Here is a 22,937-nt window from a genome sequence, read left to right on the forward strand (position 1 = left end):
CTCGTGGGGGGCGTCCTACACCTTAGTTCTCCTGCGAACGCAGGAGCCCAGGGTATCAGCCGGAGCGCTGCTTGGTCCTAGGCTCCCGCCTTCGCGGGAGAACTAGCGTAATGGAGGTGCCCCTCATCCATCAGACACCACCCCGGCGAAGGCCGGGGCCCAGTTGGGGAACGTTGCTAACTACGGACTACCCGCGATTACTTCGACCTTTCCAATTGGGCCCCGGCCTTCGCCGGGGTGGTCGTGAGTTGGGATAGGCCGCCCAAGAATAAGTGTGCTCGCGGTCACCCCGCCAATCGTGGCGCAATGCCGCGAGGCGGTGGCACGTTGCGGTCAGGCCGCTGGGCCAGCAAGCGTTTCTCCGCCAGCAACCGCCGGACCTGCGCGGCACCTAGCGGGCGCCCGTACAAATACCCCTGGCCCTTCGCGCATCCCATGCCGCGCAACCGCTCCTCGATCGCGGCATCCTCGATTCCCTCGGCGGTAGTCGGCAGGTTGAGGCTGTCCCCCAACCGCACGATCGTGTTCACGATCGCCATGCTCTCCGGATTGTCCAGGATCGACGAGACGAAGCTCCTGTCGATCTTGATCCGGTCGAATGGCAACGCCCGCAGATGCGCCAAGCTCGAATAACCGGTACCGAAATCGTCGAGCGCGAGGCGGATGCCCTGGTTCTTCAGGCTGCCGACGATCGACTGCGCGAGGGGAAGGTTGTCGAACAGCGCGCTCTCGGTGATCTCGATCTCGAGCCGGCTGGCGGGAAAGCCAGTCTCGACCAGCGTCTTGATGATCTTCTGCGCGAGCCACGCATCGCGCAACTGCAGCGGCGAGACGTTGACCGACAGCGTGAGCCCGGCGTCCCAGTCGCGCGCGGCGGCGAACGCCTGGCGCATGATCGACAGCGACAGGTCGCCGATGAGCCCCGTTTCCTCCGCGATCGGAATGAACACGTCGGGCGCGATCATGCCGCGCGTCGGATGTTCCCAGCGCGCCAACACCTCGAAACCGGTGATGAGGCCGGTGATCAGATCGACCTGTTGCTCGAAATACGGAACGACCTCCTGCGCCGGGATCGCGCTACGGAGACCTGCTTCGAGTTCGCCGCGCAGTTGCAGCGATCGCTCCATCGAGGTGTCGAACCACGCATGACGACTGCGCCCGGCGGTCTTGGCCGCGTGGAGCGCGATGTCGGCGTTGCGCAGCAAGGCGTCGACCGACGCGCAGTCGCGATCGGACCGCGCGATGCCGATCGAGACGCTGCTGTGAATGTCGAAGCCATTAGTACGGAACGGCAATGCGAGGCCTGCGACCATGCGCTCGGCGATCCGGTCGGCGACGTTCTCGTGCGCGGAGTCGAAGACGAAGGTACAGGCGAACTCATCCGCGCCCAGTCTAGCGAGCAGGCTGGTGCTGGGCGCGATCGCCGCGATCGTCTCGGCGACATGAGCGAGCAACAGGTCGCCGACCGCATAGCCGTGCAGGTCGTTGACGCTCTTGAAGTGATCGATGTCGATCGTCAGCATGGCCATAGCCTTGCCGCGGCGGCGGGTACTGGCGAACAGTGCCGCGCCGTCTTCGGACAAGCTGCGGCGATTGAGGAAGCCGGTAAGCGGATCGCGCTGCGCAAGCGCGTGCGCATGGCGGCCGGCGTCGGACAGGGTGTTCAGCTCTTCCGATAGGGCCCGGTATCGGAACCAGCCGAACATGATCAGCGCCGCGTTCAACAACAGCGCCGCGACCAGGCCGTGATCGATTACCGCATCGCTGCCGTGCCAATGTGCCAGTGCCTTGACGACCGCGGTGCCGGCGGTGCCGACGAACAGAAGCAGTGCGGCGCCCGTTACGGCGCCGGTCATGAATTCCCGACTGATGTTGCGGAGCGAAAATCTCGCCGCCGACTTTACGGTCATGGGGTTGGCCTGTTCGGTCTCTTGCTTGGGTGGCGGTGTGGCATGCGACACGTGTAAGATATGTTAAGAAGCCGTATAGGCGGGGCGAGGCGAGGCGCGGGCGCGATTGGTTGCGCGAGATACAGAGTGAATTGAACCGAGGTACGAATGTCTCCCCGCGAAGGCGGGGACCCAGTCTGGACTCCCGCCTTCGCGGGAGAACAAGGAGAGGTGTCGATCAACGTCCCTCCGCTCGGGAACCCATCTTGCATCCCGAACCGCATTCCAGTAGGTGGCAGCCCACGTTCCGTTACGAGGCGCATTGGACGAGCATCCAAGGATGCACGCTGGCCGGCGAGGTTTCGCCCGCCGGCGCTTTTGCGTTGCGTCACGGTGATTTGGAGTATTTCGATGTTCGAAAGCCTGAGCGATCGACTTGGCGGCGTCTTCGACCGCCTTCGCGGCCGGGGTGCGCTGACCGAAGCGGACGTGCGCGCGGCGATGCGCGAAGTGCGCGTCGCGTTGCTCGAAGCCGACGTCGCGCTGCCCGTCGCGCGCGAATTCGTCGAGAAGGCGACCGAGAAGGCGATCGGCCAGAACGTCCTGCGCTCGGTCACGCCGGGGCAGCAGGTCGTCAAGATCGTCAGCGATGCGCTGGTCGAGATGCTCGGCTCGGATGCCGTCGAGCTCGAACTAGGCGTCACGCCGCCGGCCGTCATCATGATGGTCGGTCTTCAGGGCTCGGGCAAGACGACCACCACCGCCAAGATCGCCAAGCGGCTGGCGGCGGGACAGGCCAATTTCGGCCAGGCCGGTCGCGAGCGCAAGAAGGTGCTGATGGCGTCGCTCGACGTCAATCGCCCGAACGCGCAGGAGCAGCTGGCGACGCTCGGCACGCAGATCGACGTTGCGACCCTGCCGATCGTGCAGGGTCAGCAGCCGGTCGATATCGCCCGTCGCGCGATGCAGGCGGCAAAGCTCCAGGGCTATGACGTCCTGATGCTCGATACCGCGGGTCGACTGCATGTCGACCAGGCGTTGATGGACGAGATGAAGGCGGTCGCCGACGTCGCGAACCCGGCCGAGATCCTGCTCGTCGTCGACTCGCTGACCGGTCAGGACGCGGTCAACGTCGCGCAGAACTTCAGCGACCAGGTGCCGCTGACGGGTATCGTACTGACCCGTATGGACGGCGATGCTCGCGGCGGCGCGGCGCTGTCGATGCGCGCGGTCACCGGCAAGCCGATCAAGTTCGCCGGCACCGGCGAGAAGCTCGATGCGCTCGAGGCGTTCCATCCGGAACGCGTCGCTGGTCGCATCCTCGGCATGGGCGATGTCGTCAGCCTGGTCGAACGCGCCGCGGAGTCGATCCAGGCCGAAGACGCCGAGCGCATGGCCGCGAAGATGGCCAAGGGTCAGTTCGACATGAACGACCTGCGTGCTCAGCTGGCGCAGATGCAGCGGATGGGCGGACTCGGTGCGCTGACGGGAATGATCCCCGGCATGAAGAAGGCGCAGGGCGCGGTCGCGTCGGTCGGGGGCGAAAAGGTGCTGGTGCACATGGACGCCATGATCGGATCGATGACGATCAAGGAGCGCAACAAGCCCGAACTGATCAACGCCAAGCGCAAGATCCGCATCGCCAAGGGCTCCGGGACGACCGTCCAGGAGGTCAACAAGCTGCTCAAGATGCACCTCGAAATGTCGACCGCCATGAAGAAGATCAAGAAGATGGGCGGCATGAAGGGCATGATGGCGATGCTCGGCAAGGGTGGCCTGGGCGGCGGTCTCGGCGGCATAGGCAATGCGATCGGCGGGCCGCAGATGGGCGACATGCTCAACAAGGCTGGTGCCGGTGGCCTGCCGGGCGGCAGTGGCGGCGGTCTGCCGGGGCTTGGTGGCCCCAAGATGCCGCAGATGCCGGCCGGTTTCGACGATTTTCTGAAGAAGAAATAACCTCCTTATCCAACCACGACACTTCGGCTCGCGCCGGAGAATCTATTAGAAAACGAAGGAAAATATCATGGCAATCAACATTCGCCTCGCGCGCGGTGGCTCCAAGAAGCGTCCTTACTACAAGATCGTCGTTGCCGATGCGCGTTCGCCGCGTGATGGCCGCTTCATCGAGAAGATCGGCAACTACAACCCGCTCCTCGCCAAGGACAACGAGCAGCGCGTGCAGCTCGACGCCGACCGCGCGAAGCATTGGCTGAGCGTCGGCGCGCAGCCGACCGACCGCGTCGCGCGCTTCCTCGACCAGGCTGGCGTGCTCGAGCGTTCGGCGCGCAACAACCCGAACAAGGGCAAGCCCGGCGAGAAGGCTACCGAGCGCGCCGAAGAGCGTGCGACCAAGGCGGCTGAAGCTGCCGAGGCTGAAGCTGCTGCGAAGGCTGCACCTGCTGCCGAGGCAGAGGCTCCTGCCGCTGCCGAGACCGAAGAAGCCGCTTCGTAAGACGGCGGACGGATCGGTTCTGATTGGACCGATCCGTCTTTCTTCCCGTCATCCCAGCGAAAGCTGGGATCCAGAGCCACGGACGAAAGCGTTCCGTTGCTCTGGATCCTGGGTCGAGCCCAGGATGACGGTGAGGGAGCGGGGCCTGAGTGTCCCCTCCACCGACGAGTGCGCAACCGCACCCGATCCGGACTTCATGCGTTCTCTTGATCGGTAACCCCGAACAGGAGCGCATGATGGCCCCCGAAACCGACCCCCGCACAGCCCCCGCACCCGAGGAAATCGAAGATGCCACCAACCAAGGCGTCTCCGCCGACGACCCCGCCGAAGGCTCCGACGACACTCCCGGTCGCGATGAAGGCTCCGCGCAAGGCTAACGTGACGCTCGCCGTCGTCATCGGTGCGCACGGCATCGGTGGCGAAGTGAAACTGAAGGTCTTCGCCGAGAATTTCGGAAGCTATAAGAGCTTCAATAACGGCGCGCTGTCGCTGAAGTCCGCCCGCAACGGTAACAACGGCGTGATCGCGCGGTTTGCCGAGGTCGCGGATCGCAACGCCGCCGAGGCGATGCGCGGGACCGAATTGACGGTACCGCGGTCTTCGCTGCCGCCGCTGGAAGATGGCGAATATTATCATACGGATGTGATCGGGCTCGATGTCGTCTCGACCGATGGCGAGGCGATCGGAAGGGTCGTTGCTATCGACAATTTCGGTGCAGGCGACGTGATCGAGATCGAACGGCCGTCCGTGGACGACAAGCCCGGCAAGCGCTTCATGATACCGATGCGCCCTGAAGCCGTTCCCGAATGGGACGCAGACCGGCTCGTCGTCGAGGCTTCCTTCGCGACCGAATAACAGGCTCTAACTACCGCTTCCTTGTTCTCCCGCGAAGGCGGGAGCCCAGCCTGTTCTCCCGCCTTCGCGGGAGAACAATCTTTCCTGCAGATGACTACCGCCGAAGCGGTCGCTGTTCGGCGAGCGTGTTGCGGATGGTCGTCGCGGCAACGCCAGCTTCGCCCATCGCGTGGCTGATCTGGTCGAGACCCTTCACCACGTCGCCGGCTGCGAACAGGCCGGGTATCGATGTGCGCTGGTGCGAGTCTACTTCTAGGCACCCGTCCTCGGATGCGCGCGCGCCTGCCGCGACGGCCAGTTCCGAACGGATGACCGATCCAAGCGCTGGATAGATGCTGTCGAACGAGAGCCGCCCCTCGACCGTGTCCAAAGCCAACTTGTCTCCCTCGATCGCATAGTTGCCGCAGGGGCCTCCGACGCGGACGATCCCGGCTTCGTCTAGTGCCGCTTCGCATGTTGGATCGAGATCGTGGCTCCCCTCGGGCGCGATCAGCGTCACGTCCTTTGTGTAACCGCGCAGGAACAGTGCCTCGCGCATGCCGTGGTCGCCGGTGCCGATGATGCCTACGCGCTTGTCGGTGACTTCGTAGCCGTCGCAGATGGGGCAGTAGCGGAGGAGGCCGGCTTCGAGCGCTTCGTCGTGGATGGCGTCGGGCATGTTGGGGCGGTTGTTCACGACTCCGGTGGCGAGCAGGACGCTCCGGGCTCGGGCGCGGCGATCGCCGAGCCGTACGGTGAAGCCGTCGTCCTCCACCTCGATCGCATCTACCCGCACGCCCTCGCGCACCGCACCATAATTCTCGGCCTGTGCCAGCATCCGCCTGAGCAGGTCCGTGCCGCGGATGCCTTCGGGATAGCCGGCATGGTTGTGCGTGCACGGGATCAGCGCGGCGCGGCTGCTGCCGCAATCGAACAGGCGGATCGAGAGGTGGAACCGCGCGAGATAGATCGCCGCGGTCAGGCCCGCCGGACCGGCGCCGATGATGATGCAATCGTCCATCCGCCGCGAGCGTTTCGCCAGCGTAATTGTTCCGTCGCGCCGATCCGTATAGGTGCTGGGCGCATTCGGCGCCGCACGATGGCGCAAACGCAGAGAGAATTGGACGCTGTGACTTTCGCTGCCACGATATTGACGCTGTATCCCGAAATGTTTCCGGGGCCGCTGGGGACGTCGCTTGCGGGCCGGGCGCTGGGGGAGGGGCGGTGGTCCTGCTCGCCGGTGCAGATCCGGGACTTTGCGACGGACAAGCACAAGTCGGTGGACGATACGCCGGCGGGGGGCGGGGCCGGGATGGTGCTCCGGGCCGACGTCGTGGCTTCGGCGATCGACAGCGTTGCCGATGGTCGACCGGTGTTGGCGATGACGCCTCGGGGGAAGCCGCTGACGCAGGAGCGGGTGCGGGAGCTCGCGCAGGGCCCCGGCGTCACCATTCTCTGCGGCCGGTTCGAGGGGTTCGACGAACGCCTGTTCGAGGCGCGGGAGATCGAGGAGGTCTCGATCGGCGACTACATCCTGTCGGGCGGCGAGATGGGGGCGCTGGTGCTGCTCGATGCTTGCATTCGGCTGCTGCCCGGCGTAATGGGCGCGGCTTCTAGTGGGGATGACGAGAGCTTCGAAACGGGGCTGCTCGAATATCCGCACTATACCCGACCTCAGATTTGGGAAGGGCGCATGATCCCGCAGGTGCTGCGATCGGGGGATCATGCGAAGATCGCTGCATGGCGCAAACGCCGCGCGGAGATCGATACACGGTCACGGCGACCGGACCTTTGGGAGCGCCATGAGGGCGTTCGGGTCCAGTCGCCCTCTGGCGCGCAGCGACACGAGGACGAGACATGAACCTGTTGCAGACGATCGAAGCCGAGAACATCGCGAAGTTCCTGGCCAACAAGACGATCCCCGATTTCCGCCCCGGCGACACGCTGAAGGTCGGCGTGAAGGTCGTCGAAGGCGAGCGCACGCGTATTCAGAACTACGAGGGCGTGTGCATCGCGCGCTCGAACAAGGGCATGGGCTCGAACTTCACCGTGCGGAAGATGAGCTTCGGCGAGGGCGTCGAGCGCGTGTTCCCGCTCTACTCGCCGAACGTCGATTCGATCGAAGTCGTCCGCAAGGGCGCCGTGCGTCGCGCCAAGCTGTATTACCTGCGTGGCCGCACCGGTAAGGCAGCGCGTATCGCCGAGCGTCGCGACATGCGCCCTGCCAAGGGCACCGCAGCCGCCGAGTAATCGGAGACTGTTCGAGTTGAAAAAGGGCGCGGGGGCGATGGTCCCCGCGCCCTTTTTCGTTGTGCGCCTGAAATCAGTGTTTTGCGCCGATGCTGCAGTGCGGAAGTGCACGAAGTTCACAGTCTCACAGCGTTCTGCACATCGCCCGATGTGGGGTCCGATAGGGGTGTTCTGAGCCGAGGGTGCTGCATGCGGGATAGGGGCGGGGTTGGGCATCCGCTGAGGGTGCGCCCCGAGGCGCGTGTAGGACAGCGGATTAGCACGTCGGCCGGCGGCGGCCGTGGTGTCTGCGCGATTTCTCCGTCCCGGAGGTGGTTGTCGGGTCGGATAGGGACGCGCGGTCCTGCGCAGACCGGCTGCCGCTTCCTTGTTCTCCCGCGAAGGCGGGAGCCCAGTCCGGGTCCCCGCCTTCGCGGGGAAACACGTCTTGCTGGTAGATTGGGATCGCCGTCTGGTTGGGCTGTGCGGACCTTGCCACGCTGAGCGCGCTCGCGTGGACATGCCCCACCCCGACCCTCCCCTGAAGGGGAGGGAGTTTTCGTCGGGCCACCATGCAATTTCGGCGCGTCACGCAACGCACTCCCCGCGCGGGCGGGGAGCGCTATCCTCGGGACTTATGATCACATTGCGCCACGGAGCGCAGCTCAAGGAATGGATTCACGCGAAGGCGCTAAGGCGCGAAGAGAAGCAGCTTATTTAGCTCACTTGCCCGGTCTTCTCTTCGCGCCTTAGCGCCTTCGCGTGAACATGCCCTTCTCCGTCATCCTGACGAAAGTCAGGACCCAGGATCACGAACGCCGCGCTGCTTGGCTCTGGGTCCTGACTTTCGTCAGGATGACGGCGTGGGTGGGGAGGCGTTCCGCTCGCAGTCGCGAACGCTGTCGTCTGAAGGGTACCCACGGGCGCCCGTGCCTCCGGTGGCCCGCAGGCGGTCGTCAGCCCGCCTCGAGCACCCGTCAGGCGTCGCGCCACGTGCCGGGCTCCAGACCCGCCACGGTCCAGTCGCCGATGCTCCACCGGACCAGCCGCAGCGTGGGGTGGTCGATCGCCGCGGTCATGCGGCGGACTTGGCGGTTGCGGCCTTCGCGGATCGTTATCTTCAGCCAGCAATCGGGGATGCTCGCGCGGACCCGGATCGGCGGGACGCGCGGCCAGAGGTCGGGCGCGGCGATCCGCTCGACGTCGGCGCGGGCAGGGCCGTCCTTCAGCACGACGCCGCCCCGCAACCGATCGAGCGCGTCTTCGCCGGCATCGCCCTCGACCTGCACGAGATAGGTCTTGGCCAGCTTGAACTTCGGGTCCGCGATCCGCGCCTGGAGGCGACCGTCGTCGGTCAGCAGCAACAGCCCTTCGCTATCGCGGTCGAGCCGCCCCGCCGGATAGACGCCCGGCACATCGACGAACTGCGACAGCGTCGCGCGCGGGGTCGGACTGTTCACGTCGGTGAACTGACTGAGCACGTCGTACGGTTTGTTGAAGAGGATTACGCGGGGCATCGCGGGGCTTTAGAGGAGTGCAGATAATACGGTCCAGAGCACATGCGGGATTGGCGCTGTAAACGTCGGATAGTGATCACCGCGTACTGCGAGAACCTACGTACCTGTCGAGGCCTCATCATAGTACTCGTCAGATGGAGGGCCACCCGCAACGAGGCACCAGCGCTCCTCGTGGCGCCGATAGAGTTGGCCAACCCCCCAATCAATCGTTGGGCTCGTCTTATAGGCGCATAGGACGCACAGATTGGCCCATAGTGACCCCTCCTCAGCACGAGCGTGCCCGTCGATCATGTATGTTTCTGAGTTCATCGGGCGAGAACATACTTGGCAGTTGTCGATATCGCCGTGCCACGTCGATACATCTTCGGGCAGCAATCCAGCTTTGTCCAAGGCAGCAAAATGGGCTTGGGCTATGGAATAATTGGGACGCATATTAATTCCTTTACGCTTGAGCCAGAAATAGTGGTGATGCGATAATTTTGTGTGCATCAGCCTCAATACGATTGACGCGAACAACGCCACACAAAGGAGCTTGCCCGGATGTAAACGTCCCGAAGGCTGTGCTCGTTGTGATCCATCGAGGGTCAATCAGGCAGCTTAGCCGCCAGTCACCAAAGTTCCTGTAGATGAGGCTTTGGTCTCTATTCCAAGCCTCCTCAAGAGGGGCGGATTTCCCGATCGCTACCGTGCGAAAATTGATTTGATCGATGAAACAATAATCGCCGATCTGAAGTTTCGAGATCGGTTCATCTGGAGATATCTGTTTCGCGTACATATTTTCTGAATTGAGAACCTGCGTGTAGGCAGCCATCACCCGGCCAGCGCCAATTCCCAAGTCGCCAAATTTTTGCGCTGATTCAATGCTCAAGGTCGGCAGAGCTATGGAGTTTGCAACCGCAAACATATCGAGGCGGATTAGATTGAGATATAATATATAATGGAACCGAGGTTTGTGAACCACGGTCTGACCTAGTGCATCATCTGCCCAGCGATAATGATCTTCGCGCATTTTCGTTAGGACATCAGGCGTGAATTCCTGTGGCTGGGAGTCCACTATCGTATGGCAATTTTTGCACAGCAGTATGATGTTCTGACGATCATTTCGATCCGACGGTGCACCTGAATCACGGCCCCGTGGCCCATCGACCGAATACCCCCAGATATGTGCATCATCAGCTAATCGGACTTTCTCCCCAAACTCGTTGTCAACGAAAGTACGTATCTTGCACTTGTTGCAGCATCCGGCAGAACGGCCAATAATGAAACGTCGGTCGCTATCTGGTAGCTGGATGCGGCCTATACTCATTAAGATCTCCTAATAATTGCCATAGGCTCTCTCCTCGGAGAGCAGGCACCGCTGTACGCTAACAGGTTCACGCATTAGTCTCGGAAAATATTCTTGTAATAAAGCAATGCGAATGAGCGGACGCAACGTGCCAAGGCTGGGAGAGGTAAATCTTTATTGGCTGGCTTCCATGCCGCTTGCGAGCGTGGCTGGTAAGAATTGCGGACGAAAAAAAGGGCCACGGTATTTCTACCGCGGCCCATTTATTTTCTACCTAATCCTCAAACCTTACTGGTCGAGGAAGCTCCGCATTTTCCGGCTACGCGACGGATGCTTCAGCTTCCGCAGTGCCTTCGCCTCGATCTGGCGGATGCGCTCGCGGGTCACCGAGAACTGCTGGCCGACTTCCTCCAGCGTGTGGTCGGTGTTCATGCCGATGCCGAAGCGCATGCGCAGCACGCGCTCTTCGCGCGGGGTCAGCGACGCCAGCACTCGCGTCACCGTCTCCTTGAGGTTCGCCTGGATCGCGGCGTCCACCGGGATGATCGCGTTCTTGTCCTCGATGAAGTCGCCGAGATGCGAATCCTCCTCGTCGCCGATCGGCGTTTCGAGGCTGATCGGCTCCTTGGCGATCTTCATCACCTTGCGGACCTTTTCCAGCGGCATGGAAAGGCGCTCGGCCATCTCCTCCGGGGTCGGTTCGCGGCCCTGCTCGTGGAGGAACTGGCGGCTGGTGCGGACCAGCTTGTTGATCGTCTCGATCATGTGGACCGGGATGCGGATGGTCCGCGCCTGGTCGGCGATCGAGCGGGTGATCGCCTGGCGGATCCACCACGTCGCATAGGTGCTGAACTTGTAGCCGCGGCGATACTCGAACTTGTCGACCGCCTTCATCAGGCCGATATTGCCCTCCTGGATGAGATCCAGGAACTGCAGGCCGCGGTTCGTGTATTTCTTGGCGATCGAGATCACCAGCCGCAGGTTCGCCTCGACCATCTCCTTCTTGGCGATGCGCGCCTCGCGCTCGCCCTTCTGGACCATGTTGACGATCCGGCGGAACTCGGTGAGCGCCATGCCGGTCTGCTGCGTGATATCGGCGATCTCGGCGCGGATGCGCTCGACCGCTTCGCCCTCGTTGGCGACGAACGCGGTCCACTTCTTGTCAACCTTGTTGACCGTCGCCAGCCAGTTCTCGTCGATCTCGTGACCGATATAGCGATCGAGGAAGTCCTTGCGCGGCACCTTGTGGCGCTCGGCGAGGCGCAGCATCTGGCCACCCAGCGCGGTGAGGCGACGGTTATAGGCATACAGCTGATCGACCAGATATTCGATCTTGGCGTTGTGGAACTGGACGCTCTCGACTTCCGCCGTGAGTTCCTCGCGCAGCTTCTGGTATTTGCGCTCGTCGGCGGCCGAGAAATCGCCGCCGATACCCATCGCGTCGACGCGCGACTGCTGGATCTTGCTGAACTTCTTGTAGAGCGCGGTGATGCTGGCGAACCGCTCGAGCGCGATCGGTTTCAGCTGCTCTTCCATCTGCGCGAGGCTGAGGGTGTTGTCCTCCTCCTCGTCGTCCGATGCGCGCGGAGCACGGCGCTCGCCGTCCTCGTCCTCGTCGGCGGACGGCTCTTCGGGCTCGGCCTCTTCCTTGAACGAAGGACCGGCGTTCTTCTCACTGATCTCGCCGTCGTCGGCTTCGCCGTCCTCGGCCATCGCCTCGGGGGCAGGGTCCTTCGACAGCATCGCGTCGAGATCCATGATCTCGCGCAGCTGCATCGTGCCCTCGTTCAGCGCGGTCGACCAGTCGATGATCGCGTTGAAGGTGATCGGCGATTCGCAGAGACCCAGGATCATCGTGTCGCGACCCGCCTCGATGCGCTTGGCGATCGCGATCTCGCCCTCGCGGCTGAGCAGCTCGACCGCGCCCATCTCGCGCAGGTACATGCGGACCGGATCGTCGGTGCGATCGATCGTCTCTTTCTTCTTCTCGATCGCGGGGCCTGTGTCGGCATCCGCGTCGGCGGCCTCCGGCTCGTCCTCGTCGTCCTTGGCGGGCTCGGTCTCGCCGTCCTCGCCGGCTTCGTCGTTCTCGACGATGTTGATGCCCATCTCGCTCAGCGCGGCGCTGATGTCCTCGATCTGGTCGGACGACATCTCGCCCTGCGGCAGCGCTTCGTTGAGCTGCTCGTAGGTGATGTAGCCGCGCTTCTTGGCGCGCGCGATGACCTTCTTGATCGACGCATCGTTCATGTCGATCAGCGGCGCATCGCCGGTTTCGTTCGTCTCGGCGGGTTCCGCCATGTTCGCCTTAGCCATCAATCGCCCTCGGTACCCAACGCTCGGGCGTCTTCGTTCGACTGTACAAGATTTGCAAGTCGGACTTCCAACGCCTGTTTCTCTCTTACCATAGCCACTTGTCGTTCGAACGCATCTTCGGTGAAGTGCGTCTGCATCGCCGCGGTCGCCTGCTTGAGTGCCGCGTCTACCTCAGGGCGGGCGACCATGATCGCGATCGCCTCGTCGAGGTCGGCACGGACGCGGGCTGGATCGGCCGTGGTCTGCGTGAACGAATAGGGCATCGTATCGGCTCTCAACAGGTCACTCGCGACTGAATTGAAACCGGACCTCGCCAATATGGTGAGCAAGCGCCCGCTATCAAGCTTCTGGTCCTCAAGTGCAACATCTACGACCGCTTCGAACAATCGCCCGAGCGCGCCGTCGATCATTTGCAGCGAGCCAAGCACCTCCATGTGGCGCGCGATCTCGACCGGGTGGCGGATCAGGCCGGCGAGCACCGCCTTGGCCAAGACGCGGTCGATGCCGGTGGCGAGGAAGGCCTTCGCGTCTTCGGTCACGGGCGCGGTGGGGGGCTTCCAGCCGCCTTTCGGGCGCTCGCCGCGAGGGACGAAGGGGGCGCGGACGGGTTTGAAATGCTCGTAGAAGCGGTTCTTGAACTCGGAATGGTATTGCTGCTTCACCGAGGGGTCGGCGATGCCTTCCGCGAGTTCGTGGAGACGTCGCTTGAGGCCGGCGCGCTGTTCGGGGGTGTCGAGCGCCTCGGCGGCGACTTCGGATGCCCAGAGCCGGTCGACGAGCTGTTCGGGGGATTTGAGGAGTGTTTCGAACGCACCGGGGCCGCCCGAACGGACGAGGTCGTCGGGGTCCTGGCCTTGCGGGAGCGTGACGAAGGCGAGGCTGCGGCCGGGCGCCAGTAGCGGGAGCGCGCGGTGGGCTGCCCGGAGCGACGCCTTCTGGCCGGCGCCGTCGCCGTCGAAGCAGAGCAGCGGCACATCGACTATCCGCCACAGCCGTTCGAGCTGCGCTTCGGTGAGGGCCGTGCCGAGCGGGGCGACCGCTTCGCCGAAGCCTGCCTGGGCGAGCGCGATGACGTCCATATAGCCCTCGACCACGAGCACGCGGCCGGACTTGCGCGAGGCGGGGGCGGCCTTGTCGAGGTTGTAGAGCGTGCGGCCCTTGTCGAAGAGCGGCGTATCGGGGGAGTTGAGGTATTTCGGCTCGCCGCCGTCGAGCACGCGCCCGCCGAACGCGATCGTCCGCCCGCGGGGGTCGCGGATCGGGATCATCAGGCGACCGCGGAACCGGTCGTAGGGGTCCTTTCCCTCGACATTGATGAGCATGCCGGACTCGACCAGCATCGGGTCGCCATAGTCCTTCAGCGCGATCTTGAGCTTGCCGCGGCTGTCGGGGGCGAACCCCATCCCGAACGCGCGCGCCGTCTCGGGCCTGATCCCGCGGCGGTCGAGCAGGGCGCGGGCTTCGGTGCCGGGGAGGCCGTTGAGTTGCTCGGTGAACCAGTCTGCGGCATCCGACATGACCTCGTGCAGGCCCTTGGCGCGTTCGGCCTTGGCGGCGGACTGGCGGTCCATCGCGGGCATGTCCATTCCGGCGGCCTGGGCGAGTTCCTTCACCGCGTCCATGAAGGGGAGGCCGCGCTGGTCGGTCATCCACTTGATCGCGTCGCCGTGCGCCGAGCAGCCGAAGCAGTGGTAGAAGCCCTTGTCGTCGTTGACGTAGAAGCTGGGCGTCTTCTCGTTGTGGAACGGGCAGCAGCCCTTGTGCTCGCGCCCGGCCTTGGTGAGCTTGGTGGTCTTGCCGACGAGCGCCGAGAGCGACGTGCGGCCGCGGAGTTCGTCGAGGAATTGCGGGGTTAGCGCCATGGGGTGACTTTGGTGGGGGTGGTTTGTGCGGCCAAGCCCCCCCCCGACCCCTCCCGCAGGCGGGAGGGGAGCAGAAGGGGTGCTGCGTTCGCAGCGAGCGCAACAGAGTCCCCCTTCCGCTTGCGGGAGGGGTTAGGGGAGGGGCGTTCCGCAAGCACGCGCCCGATCTCGGCCACCACGCCCTCCGTCCGCTCCAGCACGTCGTTGTTCCAGAACCGGATCACACGGTAGCCTTGCTGTTCGATGAAGCGCGTTCGCCGCGCGTCATCGTCGGAGTGCCAGTCATGCTGGCCGCCGTCGACCTCGACGACGAGCTTCGTAGCGCGGGAAACGAAATCGCAGATGAACGGGCCGATCGGTACCTGGCGATTGAACCTCACGCCGGACGTTCGCCGGGCAGCCAGATGCTGCCATAGCGCGCTCTCTGCACGCGTCGGGTTGGTGCGGAGTGCTCGGATTCGGGTGCGTTGTTCCAATGCTCCGTCTCCTGTGTGGCGCTGCCCTCCCCCGACCCCTCCCGCAGGCGGGAGGGGAGCAGAATTTACGACAGCGCCGCCTTTACCAGGCCGCTCGCCTTGCTCATGTCCAGCTCGCTTGCGTGGCGTGCCTTCAGTTCCGCCATCACGCGGCCCATGTCCTTCATGCCGGTCGCGCCGAGCTCCGCCTTGATCGCTTCGATCGCCGCCGCCGTCTCTGCGTCGCTCATCTGCTGGGGCAAGAAGCGTTCGATCACCGCGACTTCCGCGGTCTCGGCATCGGCGAGCTCCTGGCGGCCGCCCTTCGAGAACATCTCGATCGACTCGCGGCGCTGCTTGACCATCTTCTGCAGCACTTCGACCACCAGCGCGTCGTCGCTTTCCGGCGCCTTACCGGTCCGCGCTTCGATGTCGCGGTTCTTGATCGCGGCCTGGATCAAAGAGATAGCGTTGCGGCTCTGCTTGTCGCCGGCCTTCATGGCGGTCAGCTGCGCAGCCTTGATGTCGTCGCGAATCATGTACTGGTCTTTCAGGCGGTTCGGGATAGCCCGACGGGATAGCGCGTCCGCCGCCCGTTTAACAGATTGACGCTGCGGCACGCCGGCCTTAGCGGACACCACTTAGCGACATCGTCAACGTAAAGAGAGTGCCCAGCCTGATGGCCGACACCAATCCTATTGCCATGCCCGCTGGAGCTACGGGCGTCCTCGTCCTCGCCAATGGCGACGTGATCTGGGGTCGCGGGTTCGGCGCAGAGGGCAGTGCGGTCGGCGAAGTGTGCTTCCACACCGCGATGACCGGCTATCAGGAGGTGCTGACCGACCCGTCGTTCGCCGGACAGATGATCTGCTTCACGTTTCCGCACATCGGCAATGTCGGCGCGAACCCCGACGACGTCGAGGCGGACGACCCGCACGCGCTCGGCATCATCGTCCGCGAGGACGTGACGCAGCCGTCGAGTTTTCGCGCGGTCGAGGGGCTGGATGGCTGGATGAAGCGGCATGCGCGGATCGGGCTGTCGGGTGTGGACACGCGCGCGTTGACGCGGCGGATCCGGGTGGCGGGCGCGCCGAACGGGGTGATCGCGCATTCGGCGAGCGGCGAGTTCGACGTGGCGGCGTTGCTGGCGATGGCGCGGGCGTGGCCGGGGCTGGAGGGCATGGACCTCGCCAAGGACGTCTCGACCGAGATGCATTATGGCTGGGGTGAGGATGCACCCGGCGGTGTCTGGAAGCTGGGCTTCGGCTACGGGGATAGCGCGCAAACAGGAGAGGGCGCTTCTGCTCCCCTCCCGCTTGCGGGAGGGGTCGGGGGAGGGGCTGGCCAATCAGCGCCGACCCCGCCTGAGGCCATGCCCTCCCCCAACCCCTCCCGCTCCGCGGAAGGGGAGCAGAAGGCCCGCCCTCACGTCGTCGCGATCGATTATGGCTCGAAGCGCAACATCTTCCGCAACCTCGTCGAGGCGGGCGCGAAGGTCTCCGTCGTCTCCGCCACCGCCAGCTTCGACGACGTGATGGCGCTCGCCCCCGACGGCATCTTCCTGTCGAACGGCCCCGGCGATCCCGCCGCCACCGCCGAATACGCGGTGCCGGTGATCCGCCAGTTGCTGGAGACGGGCAAGCCGCTGTTCGGCATCTGCCTCGGCCACCAGTTGCTCGGCCTCGCGGTCGGCGCGACCACGACCAAGATGTTCCAGGGCCACCGCGGCGCCAACCACCCGGTCAAGCGCCTGTCCGACGGCGCGGTCGAGATCACCAGCATGAACCACGGCTTCGCGGTCGAGCGCGACAGCCTGCCGGCGAATGTCCGCGAGACGCATGTGTCGCTGTTCGACGGGTCGAATGCGGGGCTGGAACTGACCGATCGAAACGCGTTCAGCGTGCAGTATCACCCCGAGGCGAGCCCAGGTCCGCAGGACAGCCTGTATCTGTTCCAGAAGTTCGTTGGATCGCTGGTTAGCGCGGCATGATGCAAGCGATGCCACCGCCGGCAGCGTACCATTGCGTCAAACCGGACGCTCCCGAAGCTACCGGAGCGAAAATGGTGGTCACCGTAAGCGGTGAAGTTGCGACGATGGCAGCATTTCTTACTGAAGCAAAGAAATGGTCCAACTTCAAACTTGAGGCCGATGCCCAATCGAACGGCATTCGCTTCGTCCGCATGACTGCATCAGGTTCGACGCCGTACCGAGATATCGGTGGTCTGATCTACACCGCTCAAGTTCGGCAACTGACAGTCACGATGAATTCTGAGCCGCCAATCTGCGGGATGGAAGAAAACTAATGCCAAAACGCACCGACATCTCCTCGATCCTCGTCATCGGCGCAGGACCCATCGTCATCGGCCAGGCGTGCGAGTTCGATTATTCGGGCACGCAGGCGATCAAGGCGTTGAAGGAGGAGGGCTATCGTATCGTCCTCGTCAATTCGAACCCCGCCACGATCATGACCGATCCCGAGCTGGCCGACGCGACCTATGTCGAGCCGATCACGCCCGCGATCGTCGCCAAGATCATCGAGAAGGAGCGCCCGGACGCGATCCTGCCGACGATGGGCGGGCAGACCGCGCTGAATACCGCGCTCGCGCTGTTCCATGACGGTACGCTGGAGAAGTTCGGCGTGACGATGATCGGCGCGGATGCCGATGCGATCGACATGGCGGAAGACCGGCTGAAGTTCCGCGACGCGATGGACCGGATCGGGCTGGAAAGCGCGCGCTCGGCGATCGCACATACCGTCGAGGAAGCCTTGGAAGGCCTTGAGAAGACCGGGCTTCCGTCGATCATTCGGCCGAGCTTCACGATGGGCGGCTCGGGCGGCGGCATCGCGTACAACCGCGAGGAGTTCATCGCGATCGTCCGCAACGGGCTCGATCTGTCGCCGACCACCGAGGTGCTGATCGAGGAATCGCTGCTCGGTTGGAAAGAATACGAGATGGAGGTGGTGCGCGATCGCAACGACAACGCGATCATCATCTGCTCGATCGAGAATGTCGATCCGATGGGCGTCCACACCGGCGACTCGATCACGGTCGCGCCGGCGCTGACGCTGACCGACAAGGAATACCAGATCATGCGCAACGCATCGATCGCGGTGTTGCGCGAAATCGGTGTCGAAACAGGCGGTTCGAACGTCCAGTTCGCGGTCAATCCGAAGGATGGCCGGCTGGTCGTCATTGAGATGAACCCGCGGGTTTCGCGGTCGTCCGCGCTGGCATCGAAGGCGACCGGCTTCCCCATCGCGAAGGTCGCGGCGAAGCTGGCGGTTGGGTACACGCTCGACGAGATCGAGAACGACATCACGGGGGCCACCCCCGCCGCGTTCGAGCCGACGATCGATTACGTCGTCACCAAGATTCCGCGGTTCGCGTTCGAGAAGTTCAAGGGCGCGTCGAACACGCTCGGCACCGCGATGAAGTCGGTCGGCGAGGTGATGGCGATCGGTCGCAACATCCACGAATCGATGCAGAAGGCGTTGCGCGGGCTCGAGACGGGCTTGTCGGGCTTCAATCAGGTCGATCATCTGGTCGGTGCGCCGCGTGCGGAAATCGAGGCGGCGCTGGCCGTTGCCACGCCGGACCGGTTGCTGGTCGCGGCGCAGGCGTTGCGCGAGGGCTTCACGGTCGCCGAGGTGCACGCGATCGCCAAGTATGATCCGTGGTTCCTGGAGCGGATCGCCGAGATCATCGCGGCCGAGGCCGAGGTGATGAAGGACGGCCTGCCGATCGACGCGCCCGGCATGCGGCGCCTGAAGAGCATGGGGTTCAGCGACAAGCGGCTTGCTTGGCTGGCGCTGCAATCGGCCAACCTGCGCGGGATGAACCGCGGGATCGCGCGCGGTTCGGGGCTGATCCATGAGGTCGTCAAGGCGATGACCGGCGGCGTGACCGAGGAGGAGGTGCGCCAGCATCGCCTGAAGCTCGGCGTACGGCCGGTGTTCAAGCGGATCGATACGTGCGCGGCCGAATTCGATGCGAAGACGCCGTATATGTACTCGACCTACGAGGCGCCGAGCTTCGGCGAGCCCGAGAACGAGTCCGAGCCGACCGATCGCAAGAAGATCGTCATTCTCGGCGGCGGGCCGAACCGGATCGGGCAGGGGATCGAGTTCGATTATTGCTGCTGCCATGCGTGCTTCGCACTCGCGGACGCGGGCTATGAGACGATCATGGTCAACTGCAACCCGGAGACGGTGTCGACCGATTACGATACGTCGGACCGGCTGTATTTCGAGCCGCTGACCGCGGAGGACGTGCTGGAGATCCTGCATGTCGAGCAGCAGAACGGCACTTTGGTGGGCGTGATCGTGCAGTTCGGCGGGCAGACTCCGCTGAACCTCGCGCGGGCGCTTGAGGCTGCGGGCATTCCGATCCTGGGGACGACGCCGGACGCGATCGATCTGGCGGAGGACCGTGAGCGGTTCGCGGCGCTGATCACCAAGCTCGGGTTGCTGCAGCCGGCCAATGGCCTGGCGCGGAGCCGGGACGAGGCGGTCGCGGCGGCGGAGCGGATCGGCTATCCGGTGCTGATGCGGCCTTCGTATGTGCTCGGCGGTCGGGCGATGGAGATCGTCGATACCATCGGGCAACTCGAGCATTACATCGCCACCGCGGTGCAGGTCTCGGGCGACTCGCCGGTGCTGATCGACCAGTATCTGCGCGATGCGATCGAGGTCGATGTCGACGCTATCTGCGACGGGACCGACGTGGTCGTCGCGGGCGTGTTGCAGCATATCGAGGAAGCGGGCGTCCATTCGGGTGACTCTGCGTGCTCGATCCCGCCATATTCGCTGTCGGCGGAGATCATCGCCGAGATCGAGCGGCAGACGGTGGCGCTCGCGCATGCCTTGTCGGTGGTCGGCCTGATGAACATCCAGTTCGCGGTGAAGGATGGCTTGGTCTATCTCATCGAGGTCAATCCGCGCGCGTCGCGCACCGTGCCGTTCGTCGCCAAGGCGATCGGTGCGCCCATCGCCAAGATCGCGGCACGCGTGATGGCCGGCGAGAAGCTGGTCAATTTGCCGAAGATCGACCGGCACATCGACTATTATGCGGTCAAGGAGGCGGTGTTCCCCTTCAACAAGTTCCCCGGCGTCGATCCGGTGCTGTCACCGGAGATGAAGTCGACCGGCGAAGTCATGGGAATCGATCCCGATTTCACGATCGCCTTTGCGAAAGCTCAGCTTGGCGCGGGGACTATCCTGCCGACCAAGGGCAATGTCTTCGTCAGCGTGAAGGACGGCGACAAGGCGATGATCGTCGAGGCGGTGAAGGCGCTGGTTGATACCGGCTTCTCGATCGTCGCGACGGGTGGGACGGCGGATCATCTCGCACTTGCGGGGCTTCCGGTCGAGAAGGTCAACAAGGTGGCGCAAGGCCGGCCGCATATCGTCGACCGGATCAAGGACGGCGACATCGCGCTGATCTTCAACACCACCGAGGGGTGGCAGAGCCTGAAGGACTCGCAGCCGATCCGCGCGTCGGCACTGGGACAACGCATTCCGTACTTCACGACCGCGCCCGCTTCGCTCGAAGCGGCGAAGGCGATCGCCAAGCTTTCGACGCACAGCCTTGAAGTACTGCCGCTGCAATCCTATTATTCGCAGTCGCACGACTGATCCCGACATGAGAATGATGTGTGGGCGGGGCTGGTACAGGGCCTCGCGCGGGGAAATGGATTTGGGGACGAGATGATGGCGACCGTCGAAAAGATGCCGATGCTGCAGGAAGGCTATGAGACGCTGAGCGCGGATCTGAAGCGCCTGAAAGCCGAACGTCCGACGATCGTCGACGCGATCGAAGAGGCGCGCGCACACGGCGACCTGAGCGAGAACGCGGAATATCATGCCGCGAAGGAGCGCCAGGGCCAGGTCGAGGCATCGATCTCCGACATCGAGGACAAGCTGTCGCGCGCGCAGATCATTGACCCGAAGGACCTGTCGGGCGACAAGGTCGTGTTCGGCGCGACGGTGACGTTGCTCGACGAGAACGACAAGCCGGTGAAGTATCAGATCGTCGGCCAGACCGAGGCTAACGCGAAGACCGGGCGGATCTCGTACAACTCGCCGCTGGGGCGTGGGCTGATCGGGCGCAAGCTCGACGAAGAGGTCGAGGTCACGGTGCCGGCCGGCGAGCGCTATTACGTCGTCTCCAAGATCGAGTTCATCTGAGCCTTATGCAATTCTTCGAGACGCGGGCGACGGCGATCATCACGATCGTGACGGTCATCGTCTCGGGATTTTTGGTGCTGAGCGGCTCGCTTGGCTACTGGGCGGTGAACGCCGGGTTCATCCCGTTGCGGATGACCGATCTCGGTATTCCGAGCGAGCATATGTTCGTGGTGCCGGCCTGGGCGACGCCGCTTACCGCGACGTTGATCCATGGCGGGTGGGCGCATATCGTGCTGAACCTCGTGATGCTGGTGTATTGCGGGCAGTTCGTCGAGAAGGCACTGGGGACGGTCGGGCTGGTCGTGCTGTACGTACTGGGTGCGTATGCGGCGGCGGCGGGGCATTGGGCTTTCGGGCCTGACTCCACTGCGCCGATGATTGGCGCGAGCGGTGCGATTTCGGCGGTCGTTGGGGCTTATGCGCTTTTGTATGGCGAGCGGCGGGCGCAGGCGATCGGGCCGGTGCCGGCGGGGGTCGTGCATGTTGTTTGGCTTGCCGCGGCTTGGATCGGGATCCAGTTGCTGATGGGGCTGGCCGGGTTTGGGGCTTCGGTCGGGGCTAGCGGGCCTATTGCTATTGGCGCGCATATCGGTGGGTTCTTGGCGGGGCTGGTGCTGGCTCGGCCGTTGTTGCTCTGGCATTACCGGGCTGCTTGAGCGGCCTGTCCCACACTAGCGTTCGCTCCGCGCCACGTTAACCCCCACCCACACCCATACCCACACCATTCGTCCTGAGTAGCGGCTGAGCTTGTCGAAGCGGCGTATCGAAGGATGGGTTGGCGTGCGGAGCGCTTCGATACGAGCCCTCGATACGGCTCTTCGAGCCTACTCGGTCTCTACTCAGCACCAACGGGGGAGGGAGGCTGCCTGGCGCTATCTGGCGAGACCCGCGGGAGCTACCAGCCATGGTCCTGCTTGGCGTGCCCTCACCCATCGCCGCCTTTGGCGTCTCTCCCTCTCCCGAACGGGAGAGGGAAGAGGGATACCGCTTCACGCGAACTTGATCGTAAGGCAGGTATCCCCAAACCGTCATTCCCGCGAAGGCGGGGACCCATAGCCTATGTCGTCGCGATCAGATGGCTACGGTAGCCAGTATGGGTTCCCGCCTTCGCGGAATGACCAAGGGGAAGCCGTTAAGCTACCGTCGCGCCCAGGTTCGGCTCGAGCATGCGGTGGAGGTGCACGACCACGAACTTCATCTCGGCGTCATCGACGGTACGCTGCGCCGCAGCACGCCAAGCCTTTTCGGCGCTAGCATAGTCGGGGAATACGCCTACGAATTCGATCTTGCTCAGATCGTTGAAATCCAGGGTGCGCGGGTCGCTGACGCGGCCGCCGAATACGAGGTGGAGCTTGCTCATGCGCTTGCTTTCCTAGGGAGGGGGTTGCCGCCTCCCTAGCGTGTTCGACCCGCGGTTTGAACCCTTAGGCTACAGGCTTTTGCGAAACCGCCTTCGCACCTGCGGTACCGGCCGTGGTGACTGCCTTGACGATACCCTCGAGCAAGCCCTTGGCCTGGTCGCGGGCATTGTCCTTGGTCAGGCCGAGTTCGCCGAGTTCCGAACGGCCTGCATCCTTCGCAGCGGCAGTCGCCGCGACGAGCGTCTCGCTGAGCCGCTTGCCGACGGGGGCGAGCAGTTCCTTCTCGCGTGCCGAACGCGGGATCAGCGCGCCGGCGAGGGCGCCGACAGCGAGGCCGCCGACGAGGATGCCGAGCGGGTTGGATTCGAGATTGTTGACGACGCGCTTGGTCTTCTCACGCGAGACTTCGAGAACCTCGGAGGCCTTGTCGCCGGCGTCGTGATAGACCTTCGAGGCGGTTTCGCGGACGGTGTCGAGGCCCTCACGGAGACGGCTCTCGGTCTCGTGGGCGGCTTCGTTTGCAGTGGTCTTTGCGTCGGTCATGGAAAT

General features: G+C 64.0%; 20 protein-coding genes. 10 read left to right on the forward strand and 10 right to left on the reverse strand.

Annotation, left to right across the window (positions count from 1 at the left end; translation table 11 throughout):
* Nucleotides 1–284: 284 nt before the first annotated feature.
* Complete coding sequence (locus tag ASE82_RS09825; protein WP_156348850.1) at nucleotides 285–1,910, reverse strand: putative bifunctional diguanylate cyclase/phosphodiesterase; 1,626 nt, start codon at nucleotides 1,908–1,910, stop codon at nucleotides 285–287.
* 390 nt (nucleotides 1,911–2,300) lie between these two features.
* Here ASE82_RS09825 and ffh point away from each other — a divergent pair, with 390 nt between their 5' ends.
* From ffh to rimM, 3 genes are all read left to right on the forward strand, one after another.
* On the forward strand, nucleotides 2,301–3,845 hold the full coding sequence (gene ffh / locus ASE82_RS09830; protein WP_056062269.1) for a signal recognition particle protein: 1,545 nt from the start codon (nucleotides 2,301–2,303) through the stop codon (nucleotides 3,843–3,845).
* A gap of 67 nt (nucleotides 3,846–3,912) precedes the next feature.
* Nucleotides 3,913–4,341 carry a 30S ribosomal protein S16 gene (rpsP, locus tag ASE82_RS09835; protein WP_056062272.1) on the forward strand — a complete coding sequence of 143 codons (429 nt, stop codon included), beginning with the start codon at nucleotides 3,913–3,915 and terminating at the stop codon, nucleotides 4,339–4,341.
* 354 nt (nucleotides 4,342–4,695) lie between these two features.
* On the forward strand, nucleotides 4,696–5,196 hold the full coding sequence (gene rimM, locus ASE82_RS09840; RefSeq protein ID WP_056063312.1) for a ribosome maturation factor RimM: 501 nt from the start codon (nucleotides 4,696–4,698) through the stop codon (nucleotides 5,194–5,196).
* 94 nt (nucleotides 5,197–5,290) lie between these two features.
* Here rimM and ASE82_RS09845 read toward each other — a convergent pair whose 3' ends face one another.
* The gene (locus tag ASE82_RS09845) at nucleotides 5,291–6,196 is read right to left on the reverse strand and encodes an NAD(P)/FAD-dependent oxidoreductase (RefSeq protein WP_056063314.1); all 906 of its coding nucleotides are present in this window, start codon (nucleotides 6,194–6,196) and stop codon (nucleotides 5,291–5,293) included.
* 108 nt (nucleotides 6,197–6,304) lie between these two features.
* Between ASE82_RS09845 and trmD the strand changes: the two genes are divergently transcribed.
* Entirely contained in the window at nucleotides 6,305–7,036 is a 732-nt protein-coding gene (trmD, locus tag ASE82_RS09850) for a tRNA (guanosine(37)-N1)-methyltransferase TrmD (protein ID WP_056063325.1), read from the forward strand.
* Nucleotides 7,033–7,425: a 50S ribosomal protein L19 gene (gene rplS, locus ASE82_RS09855; protein ID WP_031395442.1), complete on the forward strand. Its 393-nt coding sequence runs from the start codon at nucleotides 7,033–7,035 to the stop codon at nucleotides 7,423–7,425. The genes trmD and rplS overlap by 4 nt, the downstream gene beginning before the upstream one ends.
* Nucleotides 7,426–8,381: 956 nt before the next feature.
* Here rplS and ASE82_RS09860 read toward each other — a convergent pair.
* The 6 genes from ASE82_RS09860 to ASE82_RS09880 all read right to left on the reverse strand — a co-directional run bounded on the left by ASE82_RS09860 (nucleotide 8,382) and on the right by ASE82_RS09880 (nucleotide 15,378).
* Entirely contained in the window at nucleotides 8,382–8,921 is a 540-nt protein-coding gene (locus ASE82_RS09860) for a pseudouridine synthase (RefSeq protein WP_056062277.1), read from the reverse strand.
* A 442-nt stretch (nucleotides 8,922–9,363) separates the two neighbouring features.
* Nucleotides 9,364–10,227, reverse strand: a complete 864-nt coding sequence (locus ASE82_RS19425) for an HNH endonuclease (RefSeq protein ID WP_156348851.1) — start codon at nucleotides 10,225–10,227, stop codon at nucleotides 9,364–9,366.
* A 267-nt stretch (nucleotides 10,228–10,494) separates the two neighbouring features.
* Complete coding sequence (rpoD, locus tag ASE82_RS09865; protein WP_056062280.1) at nucleotides 10,495–12,522, reverse strand: RNA polymerase sigma factor RpoD; 2,028 nt, start codon at nucleotides 12,520–12,522, stop codon at nucleotides 10,495–10,497.
* Complete coding sequence (dnaG, locus tag ASE82_RS09870; RefSeq protein WP_056062284.1) at nucleotides 12,522–14,384, reverse strand: DNA primase; 1,863 nt, start codon at nucleotides 14,382–14,384, stop codon at nucleotides 12,522–12,524. The genes rpoD and dnaG overlap by 1 nt, the downstream gene beginning before the upstream one ends.
* Complete coding sequence (locus ASE82_RS09875; protein ID WP_082441424.1) at nucleotides 14,375–14,860, reverse strand: endonuclease domain-containing protein; 486 nt, start codon at nucleotides 14,858–14,860, stop codon at nucleotides 14,375–14,377. The genes dnaG and ASE82_RS09875 overlap by 10 nt, the downstream gene beginning before the upstream one ends.
* A 65-nt stretch (nucleotides 14,861–14,925) precedes the next feature.
* Nucleotides 14,926–15,378, reverse strand: coding sequence for a GatB/YqeY domain-containing protein (locus tag ASE82_RS09880; protein WP_056062287.1), 453 nt, complete (start codon nucleotides 15,376–15,378; stop codon nucleotides 14,926–14,928).
* Between the two features lie 140 nt (nucleotides 15,379–15,518).
* Between ASE82_RS09880 and carA the strand changes: the two genes are divergently transcribed.
* The 5 genes from carA to ASE82_RS09900 all read left to right on the forward strand — a co-directional run bounded on the left by carA (nucleotide 15,519) and on the right by ASE82_RS09900 (nucleotide 21,683).
* Entirely contained in the window at nucleotides 15,519–16,829 is a 1,311-nt protein-coding gene (gene carA / locus ASE82_RS09885; RefSeq protein WP_056062292.1) for a glutamine-hydrolyzing carbamoyl-phosphate synthase small subunit, read from the forward strand.
* Nucleotides 16,826–17,143: a hypothetical protein gene (locus ASE82_RS19430; protein WP_156348852.1), complete on the forward strand. Its 318-nt coding sequence runs from the start codon at nucleotides 16,826–16,828 to the stop codon at nucleotides 17,141–17,143. Before carA ends, ASE82_RS19430 begins: the two co-directional genes overlap by 4 nt.
* A complete protein-coding gene (gene carB, locus ASE82_RS09890; protein WP_056062294.1) occupies nucleotides 17,143–20,475 on the forward strand; it encodes a carbamoyl-phosphate synthase large subunit in 3,333 nt (1,110 codons plus the stop codon). The genes ASE82_RS19430 and carB overlap by 1 nt, the downstream gene beginning before the upstream one ends.
* Nucleotides 20,476–20,550: 75 nt before the next feature.
* A complete protein-coding gene (gene greA / locus ASE82_RS09895; RefSeq protein WP_056052861.1) occupies nucleotides 20,551–21,027 on the forward strand; it encodes a transcription elongation factor GreA in 477 nt (158 codons plus the stop codon).
* 5 nt (nucleotides 21,028–21,032) lie between these two features.
* Nucleotides 21,033–21,683: a rhomboid family intramembrane serine protease gene (locus ASE82_RS09900; RefSeq protein WP_056062296.1), complete on the forward strand. Its 651-nt coding sequence runs from the start codon at nucleotides 21,033–21,035 to the stop codon at nucleotides 21,681–21,683.
* Nucleotides 21,684–22,159: 476 nt separating this feature from the next.
* Here ASE82_RS09900 and ASE82_RS09905 read toward each other — a convergent pair whose 3' ends face one another.
* A complete protein-coding gene (locus ASE82_RS09905; protein ID WP_056051043.1) occupies nucleotides 22,160–22,387 on the reverse strand; it encodes a DUF4170 domain-containing protein in 228 nt (75 codons plus the stop codon).
* Between the two features lie 64 nt (nucleotides 22,388–22,451).
* Entirely contained in the window at nucleotides 22,452–22,931 is a 480-nt protein-coding gene (locus tag ASE82_RS09910; protein ID WP_056062299.1) for a hypothetical protein, read from the reverse strand.
* Between the last annotated feature and the right edge of the window lie 6 nt (nucleotides 22,932–22,937).

It is taken from the genome of Sphingomonas sp. Leaf230 (assembly GCF_001421745.1).
Lineage (GTDB): Bacteria > Pseudomonadota > Alphaproteobacteria > Sphingomonadales > Sphingomonadaceae > Sphingomonas.